The organism is Nocardia sp. NBC_01499, assembly GCF_045040275.1.
Classification (GTDB): Bacteria; Actinomycetota; Actinomycetes; order Mycobacteriales; family Mycobacteriaceae; genus Nocardia.
Genome location: NZ_CP109426.1, coordinates 4,803,233 through 4,821,079, shown reverse-complemented (window position 1 = coordinate 4,821,079; position 17,847 = coordinate 4,803,233). Strand labels below are relative to the sequence as shown.

Sequence of the window (17,847 nt, the reverse complement as noted above, 5' to 3'; positions counted from 1 at the left end):
CAGCAACCACAACTACGCTGCTCAGGTAACCCCCCACCACCACATGAGGAGCAACGCGTGGCACGAGTCGTGGTCGAGGTGATGCCGAAGGCAGAGATCCTGGACCCCCAGGGACAAGCCATCGTCGGTGCGCTCCCGCGCCTGGGATTCGAGGGCATCTCGGATGTACGGCAGGGCAAGCGATTCGAACTCGACGTCGATGACAACGTCGGGGACGCCGAGCTCGAACAGATCGCGGAATCGCTGCTGTGCAACACCGTGATCGAGGAGTGGAAAGTAACCCGGCTGTCATGAGCGCACGCATCGGAGTCATCACGTTTCCGGGCACGCTCGACGATGTCGACGCGGCCAGGGCGGTACGCCTGGCCGGTGCCGAGGCGGTCAGCCTCTGGCATGCCGACGCCGATCTGAAGCAGGTCGACGCGGTCATCGTGCCCGGCGGCTTCTCCTACGGTGACTACCTGCGCGCCGGTGCCATCGCCCGGTTCGCGCCGGTGATGGGCGAGGTCGTGCGCGCCGCGAAGACCGGCCTGCCGGTGCTCGGCATCTGCAACGGCTTCCAGGTGCTGTGCGAGGCCGGACTGCTGCCAGGCGCGCTGACCCGCAACGACGGGCTGCACTTCATCTGCCGCGACGAGTGGCTCCGGGTGGAATCGGCGTCGACCGTGTGGACCTCGCGCTACGAGGCCGGTGCCCAGATCCTGATCCCGCTGAAGTCCGGCGAGGGCCGCTTCCAGGCCTCGACCGCCGTGCTCGATGAGCTGGAGGGTGAGGGCCGGGTGGTCTTCCGCTACGCGGGCGATAACCCGAACGGCTCGCAGCGCGGCATCGCAGGCATCGCCTCGGCCGACGGCCGCATTGTCGGCCTGATGCCGCACCCCGAACATGCGACCGAGGCACTGACCGGCCCGAGCGACGACGGCCTAGGCCTGTTCTTGTCGGTGCTCGACACCCTGGTCTCCGCCTGATCGATCGATCGGGCGATTCGCAACCACGACAGCGCGAGTTTTGCGAACACGCGGCGCCGCAGGCGCCGCAAATTAGACAGAGCTCAGGTGATTCTGGCGACGATGTCGAAGACGACGCCGTTCGCGCGGGCGATATAGCCGTGCTGGATGGCCTGGTTGCCTTGAAAGGCGCGTTGCCCGCCCGGCGTCTCCAGCAGTACGCCGTGGTCGATCGCGCCCAGCACGTCGGGTACCCGCAGAGAACCCACCGCGTGCGCGAGCCCGGCGAGGGTGTGAATGGCCTCGTAGGTCATATTGCTGAAACTGGTCAGCGCGGGCGCGAACTCGCCGTGCAGCTTGCGATAGCGGTCGACCCGGTCCCGCCCGTCCGGTGTGCGCTGGTCGATGAAGAAGCTGGACGCGACATAGAAGTTGTGGTTGGCCCCCGCACCGCCTGCCAGTAACACGTTCTCGTCGGCGGCGGGGCTGATCCGCAGCTGCTCGGCGGCGCGTCCGGTCGCGGCGAACTGCCGATTGAACCGGGACACATCCGCGCCGACCATCAGGATCACCACGCCGTCGGCCTGGTCCAGTGCCGGGTCGGCGAGGAAGTCGCCGAAATCGGGTGCGCCGAGCGGCACGAACTGTTCGAGCACGACGTCACCGGGGTCGGCCAGGCTGTTGCGGATCGCCTTGGCCGACTCACGCGGCCAGATGTAGTCGTTGCCGATGATGGCCCATCGGCGCACGCCGTGCTCGCGCGCGAGCCAGCGCAGGGCGGGCAGCGTCTGCCCCGCCGGGTGCTCGCCGAGCATCAGCACACCGGGTAGCTCGTCCGGCAGCCCCTCGTGCCCGGTGGCGAATAAATAGGGCACCCGGCTGGCGGTTGCCTTGGCCACCACCCGCCGCACCGCTGAGGTGTGCCAGCCGGTGATCGCGTCCACCATGCCGGTGGCGAGTAGCGCGGAAACCTCGCTCGCCACCTCGTGCGGCGGCCGCCCTCCATCGATATTCGTAGTACGAATTTCGCGCCCGAGAATTCCTGTGCCCCGGTTGATTTCGTCCACCGCAAGGGAAATCGCCGCGTCGCAGGAGGGGGCCACGATACCGCCAGGTCCCTGCATCGGGACTATGTTCAGGATCTCGATTGTGCCCTCTGGGCTCTCGCCGAACGCTGGCATTCGGTACTCTTCTTCTCGTTAGAGCGAAATTCATGGCAGGCAGGAATAACAATGACGACCATTGTAAGCGGATATTCGACGCTGCATGGTGCGCTGCGTGCCGCGGAACGCGGTTGGCTGCGTCACTTGGACGCCGCACTGTGTGCCAGGCAGCTAACACCCGACCAGTGGTCGATGTTGTCGAATCTCTCCAGTGAGACCGGCATCACCATGAGCGAGCTCGCGGCCAGGTCGCAGCTTGCGCCGTCCTCGGCGACCAGGCACGCGGACTACCTGGCCGAGCGTGGTCTGATCTTCCGGCTTGCGGCGCAGGACGACCGTCGGCGGATCCTGATCGGGCTGAGCCGACTCGGTGCGGAACTGGTCGCGTCGGTGCGAGCCGAGGAGTCGCGGGCGGAACAGGAACTGCGGTCCCGGATCGGCGCGCGCCGCTATGCCGAACTGATGCGATTACTGGAACTGGTTTCCGCGAACCCCGAGTAGCGCTGTCGCCGGACGAATGTCCCGAAAGTCCGATCCGGCCGTGCCGGCCCCGATCGGCGGCACAGTCGTTAATTCTGCGTGGAATTGATTGACCGCGAACGATTCGCTGAATCAGAAGCGCAAATCTTTCTGATTGTGCGTTCTCGGCGCTCGGAGTCCATGTGATTGCGGTGTTCGGTTGGCGCAACGAGGTGTCGTTCGCGTCTCTCGCTGCGCGCTGCGGAGACCTTTTGCCGACTATTGGACTATCTGTTCTCCTGTGCTTTTGCGCGTGACGCGTAGAAGGTGGTATGGGGGATTGTGCGGTGGGGTCGTGTTCGATGGATTTGCTTGCGCCGGTTGGGCATTCGGCTGGCCGGACGATCGTCCAATTCGATTATTGAGCATTGGCGTCCAATTAAATTCGCCGCCCACAAGGGGGGTGTGTCGGCGAATTTCCCGACACGCCGGGTCGGTTCGAGGTTTGTTCCTTGACAGTTGGCATGATCACGATCGCTAAGTCATCCATGGATCGACCTACTATCAGGAGGAACAATGCTGCTGCCCGTGGTTGGAAGTATGGCCGGTGCCGCTGTTGCCGCGCTGACCGTCATTCTCGGCATCATCATCGCGGTCGTCTAACTTTCCAACCGACCGAGTTCGTCAAACGCCTCCGATGTGAGGCAATGTCGGCTACTTTCTGATATGTCGAGGAAGTCGACAGTCTGAAATCGGCGGTGACATACCGTCACCGATCGACCAAATGGGTTCGACCTACTATCAGGAGGAACAATGCTGCTCCCCGTCGTTGGAAGTATGGCCGGTGCCGCTGTTGCCGCTCTGACCGTGATTCTCGGCATCATCATCGCGGTCGTCTAGCTTTCCGAGCTGACCGAGATCACGAAGCCGTCTCCTGAGCGAGGCGGTCTCGGCTGATTTTCTTATCGGCCGTGGATGTTCTACAGTCTCCAATCGGCAGTTGGCGTCATCGCTACTGCACGATCACATCGATCCACCGACAAACAGGAGAAAAAATGCTGCTCCCCGGTGTTGGTAGTTTCCTCGGTGCTGCTGTCGCGGCCCTCGGCGTGATTCTGGCGATCATCATCGCCGCCGTCTAGTCAGCTGCTCTTCAGCTAACTGAGTTCGTGAAATGCCGCCTCTAGAGGCAAACCTCGGCTTCTTTCTCGCGGCCGAGGCAGCTCGACACTCTGATCAGTGAGCTCGACCGACAAACAGGAGGAACTGTGCTTCTGCCCGGTGTTGGTAGTTTTCTTGGTGCCGCCGTTGCGGCCCTCGGCGTGATTCTCGCAATCATCCTCGCCGTCGTTTAGCTAGAAACTGTCCGGCCAGCTGAGATCGAGATCGTGTCGGACGCCCTGCACAGTAGGCGTCCAACGTGCAGTCTCCGAGCAGGCCGAGATCGTGAACGCCTCCGCAGTGAGGCAGTTCGACATTCACATGCCAAATCGGCAATGACCGCTGCGCATCGCAGCGCAGCGGATCAATCCCTAAACAGGAGGAACAAAGAATGCTGCTCCCCGGTGTTGGTAGTTTTCTCGGTGCTGCCGTTGCGGCCCTCGGCGTGATTCTGGCGATCATCGTCGCGGTCGTCTAGTTTTTCCCCCGCCCGGCTGGGCCCCTGCCTAGCCGGACAGATCGAGATCGTGCCGGACGCACTGCAGGCGTCCGGCACGATCTCGTTTTCGGGTATAGGTCGTGCGTTGAATAGGTAACCGCGCCCGCGTGACTCTCGATGTCGTAGCTCAGAGCACCCGGCGGCGCCTGCCCGCACGAAACGGTCGCGGATCTATCGCGCCACTCGACTACTCCGAATGCGTGCCACCACCGCCGGAGTTCCTTACCCACGCTTTCGGACGCCTGCTGTCCCAGTGCACAGCCTTGTCGCACAGTCTGGTTGTCCCGCACGGCAACTCGCACCCGTAAACGCAAGGAGGACCGGGCGGCCCGTATACAGGCCGTACCCGGTCCTCCTGGACCGTCTTGAAACCGTCTAGACGTGTTAGGCGGGCAGGCCCATGCCGTGCGCGAGCACCGGCCAGGACGACTTGAGCTCGTCCTGCCAGTAGCCCCACGAATGCGTACCCGAATCACGCAGCGCGTAGGTGGCGGGGATGCCCAGCTCGGTCAGCTTGGCCTGCAGATTCTGCGCGCAGTGGTAGGTGGCTGCCTCGATCATGCCGCCGATGAGGATCTGGTTGGCCAGCCCGCTCACGCCGGGCTGGGCGTGCGGGCCGTCCAAGGTGTCGTAACGACCCGGCAGGCCGTTGCCAGAGGAGATGTACAGCTCCGTGCCGCGCAGCCCCTCGGCGTGCAGATACGGATCGTTGGCGAGCCAATCGGGCGATCCCGTCGGCCCCCACATGTTTTCGTGGTTGGCATTGCCGTATCCGTCGACCACGAATTTCACGAAGCGCGAACCGAGCGGGTCGCTGGTCTGGGCGCAGCCGCTATAGGCCGCGGCGGCTTTGTAGAGACCCGGCTTGGCGATGGGCAGCGCGAGCACGGTGGTTGCCGAGGTGGAGATGCCCGCGATGGAATTCAGGCCATTGGTGCCGAGCGCCGCGTCGATGATGGGCGGCAGTTCCTCGGTCAGGTAGGTCTTCCACTTGTTGCGCCCGAGTACCGGGTCATCCTTGATCCAGTCGGTGTAATAACTGAACATGCCACCGATCGGCAGCACCAGGTTGACGTTCTTGTCCGCCATGAACTGGCGGGCGTCGCTTTGCGCCTGCCACGAGGCGATGTCGATCCCGCCGCCCGCACCGCTCAGCAGATACAGGGCCGGCCTCGGCACCGAAGTATCGGCGGGCCGCTGGATCTCGACCGGAAAAGTCTTATCCATTGCGGCGGAATAAACCTGAAGTCGGATATTGCGATCGTCGATGGACTCCGTGTCGGTTATCCGGGAGCCGTCCGGCGAACTTGCCGTGGAAGTCACGAGTTTCGCATCGGCGGCCGGATCGGCCGAAGCCGGCGGCACACCCAGTGTTGTCAAAGCGCAGGCGATCAGTCCGGACGCCGCGAGGGTGGCTACGGAACGTGATCTGCGGGAGTTGTGCGCTTCTGCGTTTACGCTCCAATTCATAGGACAAGCTTTTAGCACGTCGCTACACCTGTTCGTGCGGCGACACGATGTAGTGTCCGAATTACGTAGAATGGCTTACGAACTGGTCAGTTGTTATGCGTCGGGTTAGGGTTCCCGCCATGGGGCGCAACGATGTTCGACGCGCCAACCATCTTCGACCGGTCCGCGTCGAGATATTCCGTGCGATTCGCCCATGTCCGGCAGGTAAATGACGCTCGGCCAATCCGGCGTAAACGTGCGCTGACCGGACTGGGTAGCTGACCCACCGAATTCCTTGGGTACCATCACCGCCGGGGTATTCAGCCCCGAACATCCGATCGAGCTCTCCGAAGGGTGAATTCATGAAGATGCTCAACCCGCGATACGCCTTGGCCACTCTCGCCATCAGCGGGATCGCCGCAGGTGCTTCGTTGTTCGGCACGGGAATTGCCAGCGCGGATATGATCGACGATCTGAGCCCGCTGCTCGGATCCACCTGCTCGTTCAAGCAAATCGACGCCGCAATGCACGTCTCGGCGCCCGATATGGCCGCGCGCCTCGACTCTTCGCCGGTCCAGAAGGGCGTGCTGGAAATGGCATACAACGTGCCGATGGAGACGCGAACCAAGGCGTTCCAGGAATTCTCCGCGCAGAAGCAGAAGAACGGCATGGAGACCGCGCTCGCCGCCAGCCCCGAGCTTGGCCAGCGGATGGGCGACGTAGCCAAGACCTGCGCGAACTTCAACGTCTAGTCCGTCCCCGCGAGGGGACTATCGGGTAGCAGCGCGACTTAGCAACTAGCGCGACTTAGCGGATAGTAGGTGGGCAGGTCGGCGTTCACGCCTGGCGAGAACGCCACCGGCCCTGCCTTGATCAGCATTTCCGGTACCCAAGATCACCGGACCCTAGGATCGCAGGCATGCCCGTTTCCACCACCGCCGCCACCGCCCCCGGGTTGTGCGCGTTCATCGATGAGTCACCCTCGCCCTTCCACGTCGTTCGGACGGCGGCCCGCGAACTGGACGCGAACGGCTTCACCCGCCTCGACGAAGCCGCGCCGTGGCCGTCGGACGGCCCGAGCAAGCACTACGTGGTGCGCGGCGGCTCGCTGATCGCGTGGGCGAGCGCGGATGCCGCGGGGGTGACACCGTTCCGGGTGGTCGGCGCGCACACCGACAGCCCGAACCTGCGCGTCAAACAGCATCCCGATCTGGCCTCGGCCGGATGGCAGCTGGTCGGCCTCGAGCCCTACGGCGGTGCGTTGCTCAATTCCTGGCTCGATCGCGAGCTCGGCATCTCAGGTCGGCTCAGCGTGCGCGACGGAGACGCGGTGCGCGAGCGGCTTGTTCGCATCGACGAGCCGATCCTGCGCGTTCCCCAGCTGGCCATTCACCTGTCCGAGGACCGCAAGGGCGTCACGCTGGATCCGCAGCGGCACGTCAACGCGGTGTGGGGCGTCGGCCGCGAGCCGAGGTCGTTCCTGGCGTTCGTCGCCGAGCACGCGGGGGTCGACCCGGCCACGCTGCTCGGCTGGGAGCTGATGACGCACGATCTGGCGCCGAGCCGGATCATCGGCCGCGACCAGGATCTGGTCAGTGCGCCGAGGCTGGACAACCAGGGCACCTGCTACGCGGGCCTGCGGGCCTTTCTCGCCGCGTCCGAGGAGCCGGGCGCGGCCATTCCGGTGTTCGCCACCTTCGACCACGAGGAGGTCGGCAGCCAGTCCGATCGCGGTGCCCAGTCCGATCTGCTGCCGACGGTGCTGGAGCGGATCGTGCTGTCGCGCGGCGGCGACCGGTCCGAATTCTTTGCCGCCGTTGCCGGTTCGGTCTGTGCCTCCGGTGATATGGCGCACGCGACGCACCCGAACTACGCCGAGCGGCACGAGCCCGCGCACCGGATCCAGGTGAACGGCGGACCGGTGCTCAAGGTCAACCAGAATCTGCGTTACGCCACCGACGCCGTCGGCGCCGGCGCGTTCGCGCTGGCCTGCGCGCAGGCGGGAGTTCCGTTGCAGCGCTATGTCCATCGCGCGGATCTGCCGTGCGGATCGACCATCGGTCCGATGACGGCCGCTGGCACCGGCATGACGACGGTCGACGTCGGCGCGGCCCAGCTCGCCATGCATTCGGCGCGCGAAATGATGGGCGCCGCCGATGTCGCGGCCTACGCCGCGGCGCTGGCCGCTTTCCTCACACCGGCCGTCACCGGGCGATAGGTCGCCACCGCGATGACGAACACGGCGAGGGTGGCGAGGACGTAACTGCTGCCGATGAGCTGCTGCCACCAGGCCCAGCCGAGTTCCTTGTCCTCGGAGTGCGGCAGCAGCCACTGCGGCCCGATGATGAACATGACGGTGAGCACGCCGACGGAGCCGAGGAACAGCGGGCCGCGCCGGCCGCGCACGATCGCGTCCGCCGTCACCACCAGCGCGGGCGCGATCCAGACCCAGTGGTGTGACCAGGAGATCGGCGAAACCAGCAGCACCACCGCGGCATTCACCATCAGCGCGGCAACGGTCGCGCCCGCCTCGATCAGCCTGCGCATCCAGACTGCGGCCAGCGCGACCGCCACCAGCGACAGCGCGATCCACAGCGCGGTGGCCACCGAGTCGGCGAGGCCGAGCCGGAACACCATGCCCTTGATCGACTGGTTGCCCGCGAAGTACGGCGGCCCGATCCGGCCGGTATCGGCGAGCGTATGGAACCAGTACTCGGCCGAATCACTCGGGAACAGCAGGAAACCGAGGCCGACCGCCGCGATCGCCGAGACGACCAGCGTGCCCGCCGCCTTCCAGTCCTTGCGCAGCAGGAAGTACAGCAGGTACCCGCCGGGAATCAGCTTCACCGACACCGCGATGCCGATCAGCATGCCGCGCGGCCAGAATGGCTTGCGCACCAGGCAGTCCAGCGTGATCGCGGCCATCAGGACCAGGTTGATCTGGCCGAAGCCGAAGGTCTGGCGCAGCGGTTCGAAGGTCTGCAGCAGCGCCACCGCGCCGATGACGATCGTCAGCGCGGTGGTCTTGGACAGCTCGGGCCGGATGCGCGCGAGCACCACCCACAGCGTGGCGCCCAGGCTCGCCAGCGAGGTGACCAGCACCAGCACCTCGGCCACCGGCAACGGAATCAGTGCGAGCGGCGCGAAGAACAGCGCGGCGAGCGGGGGATAGGTGAACGGCAGCCCGATTCCGGCGACCGGCGGCATCGGCCCATATAGCTCGCCGTTGTCGAGCCAGACCCTGGCGCCGTTGCGATAGACCTGCAGATCGATGTATCCGGACCACCAGTGCACCAGCAGCGACAGGACCGCCGACGCGGCGAACAGCCCGACCGCGATCAGCAGCCAGCGCCGCTGTTCCCGCGACAGTGGGACGCGCGCGGCGCTGGTCGGTTCGGCGGACGCGGCGCCGCTGCAGTTTTTCGAGGCAACCGGCTCAGCGGAATCCGCAACCCCCGATCGTTCGTTCACGGGCCAAGAGTATCTGTGACCGGTGGTGTGACCCGCGTCGGCGCGCACGGTGCCGGTCGCGTCCTGTGACCTGGCGCACAGGAATCCGGCGAACCGGGCGGGATGCCTATGCGGCCCGGTGCCCAGCGATGGTCACGGCTAAACTTCCAGGCAATTCCCCAGCTTCGCGCACCCGGCCCGAGTTAAGGACCCCTGACATGTTCGGGTCGAGCGCGGAGCAGGTAGCGCAGCGTAACCACGCAGCGCGCCCGATCATGTCGAAAGGACGCTGTACCCCGTGACTTCGCAGGTCGACACCGTCAGCGCAGCCGCAGCAACTCCCGACGTGCCGCAACCCTATAAAGAGCTGGGTCTGAAGGACGACGAGTACGCCCGCATCAAGGAGATCCTCGGCCGTCGGCCGACCGACGCCGAACTGGCGATGTACTCGGTGATGTGGAGCGAGCACTGCTCCTACAAGTCGTCGAAGGTGCACCTGCGCTACTTCGGCCAGACCACCACCGAGGAGATGCGCTCCTCGATGCTCGCTGGCATCGGGGAGAACGCGGGCGTCGTCGACGTCGGCGACGGCTGGGCCGTCACCTTCAAGGTGGAGAGCCACAACCACCCGTCCTACGTCGAGCCGTATCAGGGCGCGGCGACCGGCGTCGGCGGCATCGTGCGCGACATCATGGCGATGGGCGCCAGGCCGATCGCGGTGATGGATCAGCTGCGCTTCGGCGCAGCGGACGCGGCCGACACCAGGCGCGTGGTCGACGGTGTGGTGCGCGGCGTCGGCGGTTACGGCAACTCGCTCGGCCTGCCGAACATCGGCGGCGAGACCGTGTTCGACCCGTCCTATCAGGGCAATCCGCTGGTGAACGCGCTGTGTGCCGGTGTCATGCGGGTCGAGGACCTGCACCTGGCCTTCGCCTCCGGCACCGGTAACAAGATCATTCTGTTCGGCGCGCGCACCGGCCTGGACGGCATCGGCGGCGTCTCCGTGCTCGCCTCGGACACCTTCTCCGGCGACGAGTCGGGCACCGGCCGCAAGAAGCTGCCGAGCGTGCAGGTCGGCGACCCGTTCACCGAGAAGGTGCTCATCGAGTGCTGCCTCGAGCTGTACGCGGCCAAGCTGGTTGTCGGCATCCAGGACCTCGGCGGCGCCGGGTTGTCCTGCGCCACTTCCGAACTCGCGGCCGCTGGTGACGGTGGCATGCACATCGACCTTGACCAGGTGCCGATGCGCGCGACCGGCATGTCCCCGGCCGAGGTGCTCTCCAGCGAATCGCAGGAGCGCATGTGCGCGGTGGTCACCCCGGAGAACGTGGACGCGTTCATGGCGGTGTGCCGCAAGTGGGACACCCTGGCCACGGTGATCGGCGAGGTCACCGACGGTGACCGCCTCGTCATCACCTGGCACGGCGAGACCGTTGTCGACGTGCCGCCGCGCACCGTCGCGCACGAAGGCCCGGTCTACGAGCGCCCGGTGCGGCGTCCCGACGAGCAGGACGCACTGATCGCTGACAGCACCGACAAGCTGACCCGCCCGAAGACCGGCGACGAACTGCGCGCGACGCTGCTGCGGATGCTGGCCAGCCCGCAGCTGTGCAGCCGCAAGTGGATCACCGAGCAGTACGACCGCTACGTGCGCGGCAACACGGTGCTCGCCGAGCACGCCGACGCGGGCGTCATCCGGATCGACGAGGAGACCGGGCTCGGCATCGCGCTGGCCACCGACGCGTCCGGCCGCTACACCAAGCTTGACCCGTACACCGGCGCGCAGCTCGCGCTGGCCGAGGCCTACCGCAATGTGGCAACCACCGGCGCCACCCCGAAGGCCGTCACCAACTGCCTCAACTTCGGTTCGCCCGAGGATCCCGGCGTGATGTGGCAGTTCCAGCAGGCCGTCCGCGGTCTCGCGGACGGCTGTGTGGCGCTTGGCATTCCGGTCACCGGCGGCAACGTCAGCTTCTACAACCAGACCGGTCAGACGGCCATTCTGCCGACCCCCGTTGTCGGCGTGCTCGGCGTCATCGACGACGTGCACCGGCGCATCCCGACCGGGCTCGGCCTCGAGCCGGGGGAGACGCTGATCCTGCTCGGCGACACCCGCGACGAATTCGGCGGCTCGATCTGGTCCCAGGTCGTGCACGACCACCTCGGCGGCGTGCCGCCGGTGGTCGACTTCGCGCGCGAGCAGCTGCTCGCCGAGGTGCTCACCGCGGGTTCGCGCGACGGCATGATCAGTGCCGCGCACGACCTTTCGGAGGGCGGGCTGATCCAGACCGTCGTCGAGGCCGCGCTGGCGGGCGAAACCGGTTGCCGCGTCCTGCTTCCCGAGGGCGCCGACCCGTTCGTGACGCTGTTCTCCGAATCGGCGGGCCGCGTGCTCGTCGCGGTGCCGCGCTCGGAGGAGACCAGGTTCACCAAGATGTGCACCGCCCGCGAATTGCCGTGGGTGCGCATCGGTGTGGTCGACCAGGGCACGGATTCGGTTGAGGTACAAGGGCAGTTCACCGTCCCCATGGACGAGCTGCGTGCCGCGCACGAAGGCACGCTGCCGAAGTTGTTCGGGGCAAGCGCGATCTGATGGCGACTGAGGCTGAAGCGGTCTCAGTGCGTCTGGCCGGTGGTGCCGGCGACATCGTCGGCACCGTCGAGCGTTTCTTCCGCCCGAACTACGTCGGGGTTGTCGTTGCCACGCTGTTCTTCTCGTTGTCGCTGACTCCCTCGCTGCTGCCGAGGGATTGGCTGTTCGAGGGGCTCATCGGCGGGGTCAACGCGGCCATCGGCTACGGCGTCGGCTGTCTGCTGGAGTGGGCGTTCCGCGGCTGGGTCCGGCCGCGGCTACCCGCTTCCGTGACAAGGGTTTTCGTCGGCCTGCCCCCGTGGGTACCCGGGGTGATCAAGGCGGTCACGGTGGTCGCCTGCGTGGTGGTCGCGATCGTGATGCTGGTGCAATCGGCGCGGTGGCAGCGCGAGATCACCGAGCTGATGGGCATGACCGACACCACGACCACCGGCTTCCTGCGCACCGGTGCGTTGAGTGTCGTCGTGATCGCGCTGGTGATCGGGGTGTTCCGCGCCGTCCGATGGCTGGTCAGGTGGGTTGCGGGTGAGCTGACCGAGTGGGTGCACATCCCTGGCAAGTTCGCGCTGCCCATCGGCTTCCTGATCGTCACCATCGTCGCCGTGACGCTGTTCAACGGCGTGCTGGCCAAAGGCTTTTTCGCGGTGGCGAATTCGGCGTTCAGCGTGCGCAACAGCCACACCTCGGCCAATGCCACGCAGCCGCAACTGCCGGAACGGTCAGGCAGCCCGAACTCGCTGGCGAAGTGGGAGACGCTCGGCTCGGAGGGCCGCTGGTTCGTCTCCTACGTGCCGACCGCCGCCGACATCACCAGGGTCACCGGCAAACCCGCGCGCGAGCCGATCCGGGTGTACACCGGTCTGCAATCGGCGAACGGCCCGGAGGCACAGGCCGAGCTGGCCGCCGCCGAACTCGAGCGCACCGGCGCCTTCGACCGCAAAGCCCTGGTCGTGGTGACCACGACGGGCACCGGCTGGGTCGACTCGACCAGCGCCGAATCCGTCGAGATGATGTACGGCGGCGACACCGCGATCGTCGCCACCCAGTATTCGTATCTGCCAAGCGTGCTGTCGTTCCTTTCGGACAAGGCGAAGGCGACGCGGATGGGAAAGCTGGTGTTCGACAAGGTGTATGAGCACTGGTCGGCGCGTCCGGCGCAGGCGCGGCCGAAGCTGCTCGTCTACGGCGAGAGCCTCGGCTCGCAAGGCTCGGAGGGCGCGTTCAACGGCCTGTCCGACCTGCGCACCAAGGCCGACGGGGTGCTGTGGGTCGGGCCGCCCAACTCGAACCGGCTGTGGGGCGAATTCGTCGCCCGCCGCGATCCCGGCTCACCCGAGGTGCTGCCGACCTACGCGGACGGACTGGTGGTGCGCTTCGCCGACGGACGGGGCGATCTCTGGCAGCCGTCGAGCACCTGGCTCACGCCGCGCATCGCCTATCTGCAGCACGCGTCCGATCCGGTGGTCTGGTGGTCGCCGGATCTGCTGTTCACCGAACCGGATTGGCTACGCGAGCCGCGCGGATCCGATGTGTCGCCGACCATGGCGTGGTATCCGATCGTCACGTTCTGGCAGGTCGCCGCCGACCTGCCGAACGCGCAGGGCGTCACCGACGGGCACGGCCATCGCTACGGCACGCTGGTGCTCGATGCCTGGGCCGCGCTCGCCGAACCGCCGGACTGGTCGGCGGATCTGTCGGATCGGATCCGAAACTACTTGGAACAGTCCGCGGTTCGGGAGCGCTCGCTCAAGTAGGTAACGCGAGCGGCTTTTCCAACCGTGCCCGATCGATGCGACCGGGTACGGTCGTGGCCTCGTGCCGGTCGACTATGTGATCTGTGTCGGCGCCACCGCGTGGCGGCGCGGGCAAGCGCCCGCCGACGGTACCTGCCCGCCATACTGTTCGAGTGATGATCGCTAAGGACCCGCCGCCAGCGCCTGACCTGCGCACGCGCTGAGTTCTCGTGCTCGAGACCGCCTCAACCCTGACGAAGCTGCGTGTGCGCGGCATCGTCGTCGTGCGGCGCGCGGAAGACATCATCGATCTGAACTATGTCGGGCTCGTCGTTGCGACGGTGTTCTTCGCGCTGTCCGTGACGCCCTCGCTGCTGCCGCGTGACTGGCTGTTCCAGGGACTGATCAGCGGGATCAACGCCGCACTCGGTTACGGCGTCGGCTGTGTGCTCGAGTGGTTGTTCCGGCTCTGGGTGCGGCCGCGGCTGACGAAGATTCCGCCGCCGCCAACCTGGGTGCGCTACGCGGTGAAGTCCGCGATCCTGATCACCGCCGCGCTCAGTGCGGCACTGATGCTCGTCCAGTCGGCGCGCTGGCAACGCGAGATCACCGCGTTGATGGGGATGGCGGGCACCACGACGCCCGCCTACCTGCGCACCGGGTTACTGAGTCTGGCAGTCGGCATGGCGGTCGTCGCGGTGTATCGGACGGTGCGTGAGACGATCCGATTCCTGGCGCGCGTGCTCAACACGTGGGTGCGGGTGCCGCGCGAATTGGCGCCTGCCGCAGGGTTTTTGGTGCTCGTCATCCTGGCGGTGACCATCTTCAACGGTGTCGCCTCGCGTGCCTTCTTCGCCGTCGCGAACTCGGCGTTCAGCGTGCGCAACGACCACACCTCGGAGAACGCGATCCAGCCGGTGCAGGCCGAACGCTCCGGCAGCCCGGCCTCGCTGGCGAAATGGGAAACCCTCGGCTACGAGGGACGCTGGTTCGTCTCGCACGGGCCGACCGCCAGCAAGATCAGCGAGGTGACCGGTAAGCCGGCCCGCGAGCCGATCCGCGCCTACGTCGGCCTGGAATCGGCCGCGCCCGAACAGGATCCGGCGGAATTGGCCGCCGCTGAGCTGGAGCGCACCGGCGCGTTCGACCGGAAGGTGCTCGTCGTGGTGACCACCACCGGCACCGGCTGGGTGAATGCCGAGGCGGCCGGCGCGATCGAGTACATGTACGGCGGCGACAGCGCGATCGTCGCCTCGCAGTATTCGTATCTGCCCAGTGTGCTGTCGTTCCTCGCCGACCGCGGCAAGGCGATGACCGCGGGGCGGGCGATGTTCGACGCGATCTACCGGCACTGGAGCGCGCGGCCACGGGATCAGCGGCCGAAGCTGCTCGTCTACGGGGAGAGCCTCGGCTCGCAGGGCTCCGAGGCCGCCTTCGACGGGCTTGCCGACCTGCGCACGAAGGTGGACGGCGCGCTGTGGGTCGGTCCGCCGAACTCGAATCGACTGTGGGAGCAGTTCGTTTCGCGGCGTGACCCAGGCTCGCGGGAGATCGAGCCGGTGTACGCCGACGGGCTGGTCGTGCGATTCGCCTCGGACAGTGCCGATCTCGCGCGGCCGTCCACCGAGTGGCGGCCGCCGCGGATCGCCTACCTGCAGCACGCGTCGGACCCGATCGTCTGGTGGTCGACGGATCTCATCTTCTCCCAACCGGATTGGCTGTCCGAGCCGCGCGGCGCGGACGTGTCCTCGCAGATGCGCTGGTGGCCGTTCGTCACCTTCTGGCAGGTGGCCGCCGATCTCACCAACGCGCAGGGTGTCACCGATGGACATGGGCACCGCTACGGCAGTCTCGTGCTCGACGGCTGGGCGGCCATTGCGGCACCGCCGGATTGGACTGCGGCGTTGTCCGACCGGATCAGGACCGAGATCGAGGCGGCCGAGGATTTCGAGCGGAAGATCAAGTGAGTAGAGTTGCGGAAACCGTTGCTGCCATTGGTATTCCGTTGGCATGGAGTAACTGGGCGCTACCGGCACTCGGGCTCGGTATCCGCGGCAGGACCGTCGCCAATGCGGGCTTCGCTACCGGCTTCGCCACCGTCTGCCATGCGACGCCGAATTGGTTCTCCGCGAAGGGGTTTCGGTACGGCATCGTCGCCGCCTCGCTCGTTGCCACCGGTTACGGTGTGGCCCTGACGATTCCGTCGGTGCGGAGAGGGTTGTCCGAGTTCGAGGGTCGCGCGCCGGAGGTATCGCCCGCCGAGTGGATCGCGGTGCACATCCCGATCAGCACGGTCTACAGCGAAGAGATGATCTTCCGTGCTGCGCTGGACCCGTTGCTGGACAACGCATTCGGGTCCCGTGCCGGATCAGTGCTCGGTGCGCTGACATTCGGCCTCTGGCATGTTCACCCGGCTCGTGCCGCGGGTGACAGCGTTCCGGCCTCGATCGCTGCCACGGCCGCGGGCGGGGTCGCGCTCGGCTGGCTGCGGCGGCGGACCGGTAGCGTCACCGCCCCGGCCCTGCTCCATCTCGCCATCAATGCGGGTGGCGCTCTCGCGCCTCGTATCGCCCGGCTGATCGGGACTCCCCGTACATAGACCGCGCTTGGTCCGCAGATATGTCCGCGGTAGCTCCATTTTCTAGTAGTGCCGCGCCCGGCTTCGTCGATCTGACGTTCTGAGACCCCCTCCTATCAGGCAAAACAGCGAAGTACGCCATGCGCACTTGCGCACAACGTTCCACTATGCGTACATTGTTCGCAGCAGGAGAACGGCGTACGCGCCGAGGATTCGGATCAGGAGAAGAACATGTCGAACAACGTGAGCTGGAGCGCCAAGGGTGACTGGAAGGTCCAGGGCGACTGGGGTACCACCGATTCCACCGGCCGGAAGTTCTCGCCCGCGCACTGGCAGCAGCGGCTCGACGAGCTCCGCGTCGCCAACCACGTGCCAGGCGCCTCGCTGGCCATCCTGGTCGACGGCAAGGTGTACGAAATCGCCAGCGGCGTCCTGCATCGCGGCACCGGCGTCGAGGTCACCACCGACTCGGTGTTCCTGTGCGGCTCGATCGCCAAGACCTACACCGCCACGATGATCATGCGGCTGGTCGACCAGGGCAAGCTCGATCTCGACGCGCCCGTCGTCGACGTGCTGCCCGAGTTCGCGACGCCGGACGAGCAGGCGACCAAGGAGATCACCGTCCGGCAGCTGCTCAGCCACACCGGCGGCGTGACCAACGACTTCAACTTCGACGGCGGCCGCGGCGATAACTGCCTGGCCGAATACGTCAGGGCCGCACGGGAAGTCGCGCTGGACTGCAAGCCGGGCACGGCGATGTCCTACGGCGGCCTCGGCTACATGGTGCTCGGCCGCGTCATCGAGGTGCTGACCGGCCAGACCTGGGACCAGGCCGTGCAGGACCTGCTCGCCACGCCGCTCGGCCTCGACCACCTGGTGACGCTGCCGGAGCAGGCGCTGAAGTTCCGCACCGCGATGAGCCACCTCGGTGCGCCGGGGCAGTACCCGGATCCGGCGCCGGAGTGGGATCTCATGCCGCGCTCCGTCGCACCCGCTGGCCGGGTCATCACCTCGGCCGGCGACATGGTCCGGTTCGCCCGCATGCACCTCGACGGTGGTCGCGCCGCCGACGGAACCACCGTGCTCTCGACCGAAGCCGTTGCGGCGATGCAGAATTGGGAGGTCGACGTGCCCGACCGCTGGAGCGTCAGCGCGGACGGCTGGGGCCTCGGCTGGACCCTCTACGACTGGAACGGCATCAGGGGCTTCGGCCACGACGGCGCCGCGATCGGCCAGTACGCCTACCTGCGGGCCATCCCCGAGGCCGGGGTCGCCGTCGCCCTGCTCACCAATGGCGGTGGCGCGCGCCAGCTGTACGCCGCGCTGTTCCGCGAACTGCTCGCCGAGCTCGCCGGGGTACAGATGCCCGATCCCTTCGGGCCAACCGATCCGCCGGTCCAGGTGGCCATCGATCCGTTCGTCGGCACCTACCGCCGCGCGGGCGTCGTGATCACGGTCAGCAAGCGCGACGACGGCTCCGCGCACATGCTGTACGAATTCGTCGACGAGATGAAGGACATGTCGCCGCCGCTGAGCATGGACCTCACCCCGGTCTCGGCAACGGTTTTCGCCGCCTCCGGCGCGGGGCCGTCGTTCAGCGAGGACTACATGCCCGTCGTGTTCGCCACCCTCACCGACGGCACCGAAGCCTGCTACGTCGGCATGCGCGCCACGCCGAAGGATGCCGCGACCGCCAACTGAACAACGAAAGCCACAGGGCCGGGCCACAACCCGGCCTTTCGGCATGCGCGCAGGCACCGTCCGCGCGATCGAGGCTACGGCCGAACTGATCGCCCGACGACCCGTCGCGGGTCC

General features: G+C 66.6%; 14 protein-coding genes. 11 read left to right on the top strand and 3 right to left on the bottom strand.

Annotated elements, in window-relative coordinates; genetic code table 11:
* The first annotated feature begins 57 nt into the window (after positions 1-57).
* Together purS and purQ are read left to right on the top strand one after the other, a co-directional pair.
* The gene (gene purS / locus OG203_RS21945; RefSeq protein ID WP_135234609.1) at positions 58-294 is read left to right on the top strand and encodes a phosphoribosylformylglycinamidine synthase subunit PurS; all 237 of its coding nucleotides are present in this window, start codon (positions 58-60) and stop codon (positions 292-294) included.
* Positions 291-968 (top strand): phosphoribosylformylglycinamidine synthase subunit PurQ, encoded by a 678-nt coding sequence (gene purQ, locus OG203_RS21940; protein WP_405167479.1) that lies wholly within the window; start codon positions 291-293, stop codon positions 966-968. Before purS ends, purQ begins: the two co-directional genes overlap by 4 nt.
* Before the next feature lie 83 nt (positions 969-1,051).
* Here purQ and OG203_RS21935 read toward each other — a convergent pair whose 3' ends face one another.
* Entirely contained in the window at positions 1,052-2,128 is a 1,077-nt protein-coding gene (locus OG203_RS21935) for a substrate-binding domain-containing protein (protein ID WP_405167478.1), read from the bottom strand.
* 51 nt (positions 2,129-2,179) lie between these two features.
* Between OG203_RS21935 and OG203_RS21930 the strand changes: the two genes are divergently transcribed.
* Positions 2,180-2,611 (top strand): MarR family winged helix-turn-helix transcriptional regulator, encoded by a 432-nt coding sequence (locus OG203_RS21930; RefSeq protein WP_405167477.1) that lies wholly within the window; start codon positions 2,180-2,182, stop codon positions 2,609-2,611.
* A gap of 929 nt (positions 2,612-3,540) precedes the next feature.
* Positions 3,541-3,711 (top strand): hypothetical protein, encoded by a 171-nt coding sequence (locus tag OG203_RS21925; RefSeq protein WP_405167476.1) that lies wholly within the window; start codon positions 3,541-3,543, stop codon positions 3,709-3,711.
* A 902-nt stretch (positions 3,712-4,613) separates the two neighbouring features.
* On the opposite strand, the gene OG203_RS21920 is transcribed toward OG203_RS21925, so the two are convergent.
* Positions 4,614-5,609 carry an alpha/beta hydrolase gene (locus OG203_RS21920; RefSeq protein WP_405167945.1) on the bottom strand — a complete coding sequence of 332 codons (996 nt, stop codon included), beginning with the start codon at positions 5,607-5,609 and terminating at the stop codon, positions 4,614-4,616.
* 431 nt (positions 5,610-6,040) lie between these two features.
* Here OG203_RS21920 and OG203_RS21915 point away from each other — a divergent pair, with 431 nt between their 5' ends.
* Entirely contained in the window at positions 6,041-6,430 is a 390-nt protein-coding gene (locus OG203_RS21915; protein WP_405167475.1) for a hemophore-related protein, read from the top strand.
* 167 nt (positions 6,431-6,597) lie between these two features.
* A complete protein-coding gene (locus tag OG203_RS21910; RefSeq protein ID WP_405167474.1) occupies positions 6,598-7,896 on the top strand; it encodes a M18 family aminopeptidase in 1,299 nt (432 codons plus the stop codon).
* Here OG203_RS21910 and OG203_RS21905 read toward each other — a convergent pair.
* The gene (locus tag OG203_RS21905; protein ID WP_405167473.1) at positions 7,845-9,149 is read right to left on the bottom strand and encodes a glycosyltransferase 87 family protein; all 1,305 of its coding nucleotides are present in this window, start codon (positions 9,147-9,149) and stop codon (positions 7,845-7,847) included. The two genes, OG203_RS21910 and OG203_RS21905, sit on opposite strands and share 52 nt — an antisense overlap.
* Positions 9,150-9,426: 277 nt before the next feature.
* Here OG203_RS21905 and purL point away from each other — a divergent pair, with 277 nt between their 5' ends.
* From purL to OG203_RS21880, 5 genes are all read left to right on the top strand, one after another.
* The gene (purL, locus tag OG203_RS21900; RefSeq protein WP_405167472.1) at positions 9,427-11,721 is read left to right on the top strand and encodes a phosphoribosylformylglycinamidine synthase subunit PurL; all 2,295 of its coding nucleotides are present in this window, start codon (positions 9,427-9,429) and stop codon (positions 11,719-11,721) included.
* A complete protein-coding gene (locus tag OG203_RS21895; protein WP_405167471.1) occupies positions 11,721-13,475 on the top strand; it encodes an alpha/beta hydrolase in 1,755 nt (584 codons plus the stop codon). Before purL ends, OG203_RS21895 begins: the two co-directional genes overlap by 1 nt.
* A gap of 209 nt (positions 13,476-13,684) precedes the next feature.
* Positions 13,685-15,421, top strand: a complete 1,737-nt coding sequence (locus tag OG203_RS21890; RefSeq protein ID WP_405167470.1) for an alpha/beta hydrolase — start codon at positions 13,685-13,687, stop codon at positions 15,419-15,421.
* On the top strand, positions 15,418-16,053 hold the full coding sequence (locus OG203_RS21885) for a CPBP family intramembrane glutamic endopeptidase (protein ID WP_405167469.1): 636 nt from the start codon (positions 15,418-15,420) through the stop codon (positions 16,051-16,053). The genes OG203_RS21890 and OG203_RS21885 overlap by 4 nt, the downstream gene beginning before the upstream one ends.
* A 210-nt stretch (positions 16,054-16,263) precedes the next feature.
* On the top strand, positions 16,264-17,733 hold the full coding sequence (locus OG203_RS21880) for a serine hydrolase domain-containing protein (protein WP_405167468.1): 1,470 nt from the start codon (positions 16,264-16,266) through the stop codon (positions 17,731-17,733).
* The last annotated feature ends 114 nt before the right edge of the window (positions 17,734-17,847 follow it).

Excerpts from the sequence above, each read along its gene's own strand:
- purQ (WP_405167479.1), top strand. The coding sequence starts at position 291 with ATGAGCGCACGCATCGGAGTCATCACGTTTCCGGGCACGCTCGACGAT.
- OG203_RS21935 (WP_405167478.1), bottom strand. The coding sequence starts at position 2,128 with ATGCCAGCGTTCGGCGAGAGCCCAGAGGGCACAATCGAGATCCTGAAC.
- OG203_RS21930 (WP_405167477.1), top strand. The coding sequence starts at position 2,180 with ATGACGACCATTGTAAGCGGATATTCGACGCTGCATGGTGCGCTGCGT.
- OG203_RS21915 (WP_405167475.1), top strand. The coding sequence starts at position 6,041 with ATGAAGATGCTCAACCCGCGATACGCCTTGGCCACTCTCGCCATCAGC.
- OG203_RS21910 (WP_405167474.1), top strand. The coding sequence starts at position 6,598 with ATGCCCGTTTCCACCACCGCCGCCACCGCCCCCGGGTTGTGCGCGTTC.
- OG203_RS21895 (WP_405167471.1), top strand. The coding sequence starts at position 11,721 with ATGGCGACTGAGGCTGAAGCGGTCTCAGTGCGTCTGGCCGGTGGTGCC.
- OG203_RS21880 (WP_405167468.1), top strand. The coding sequence starts at position 16,264 with ATGTCGAACAACGTGAGCTGGAGCGCCAAGGGTGACTGGAAGGTCCAG.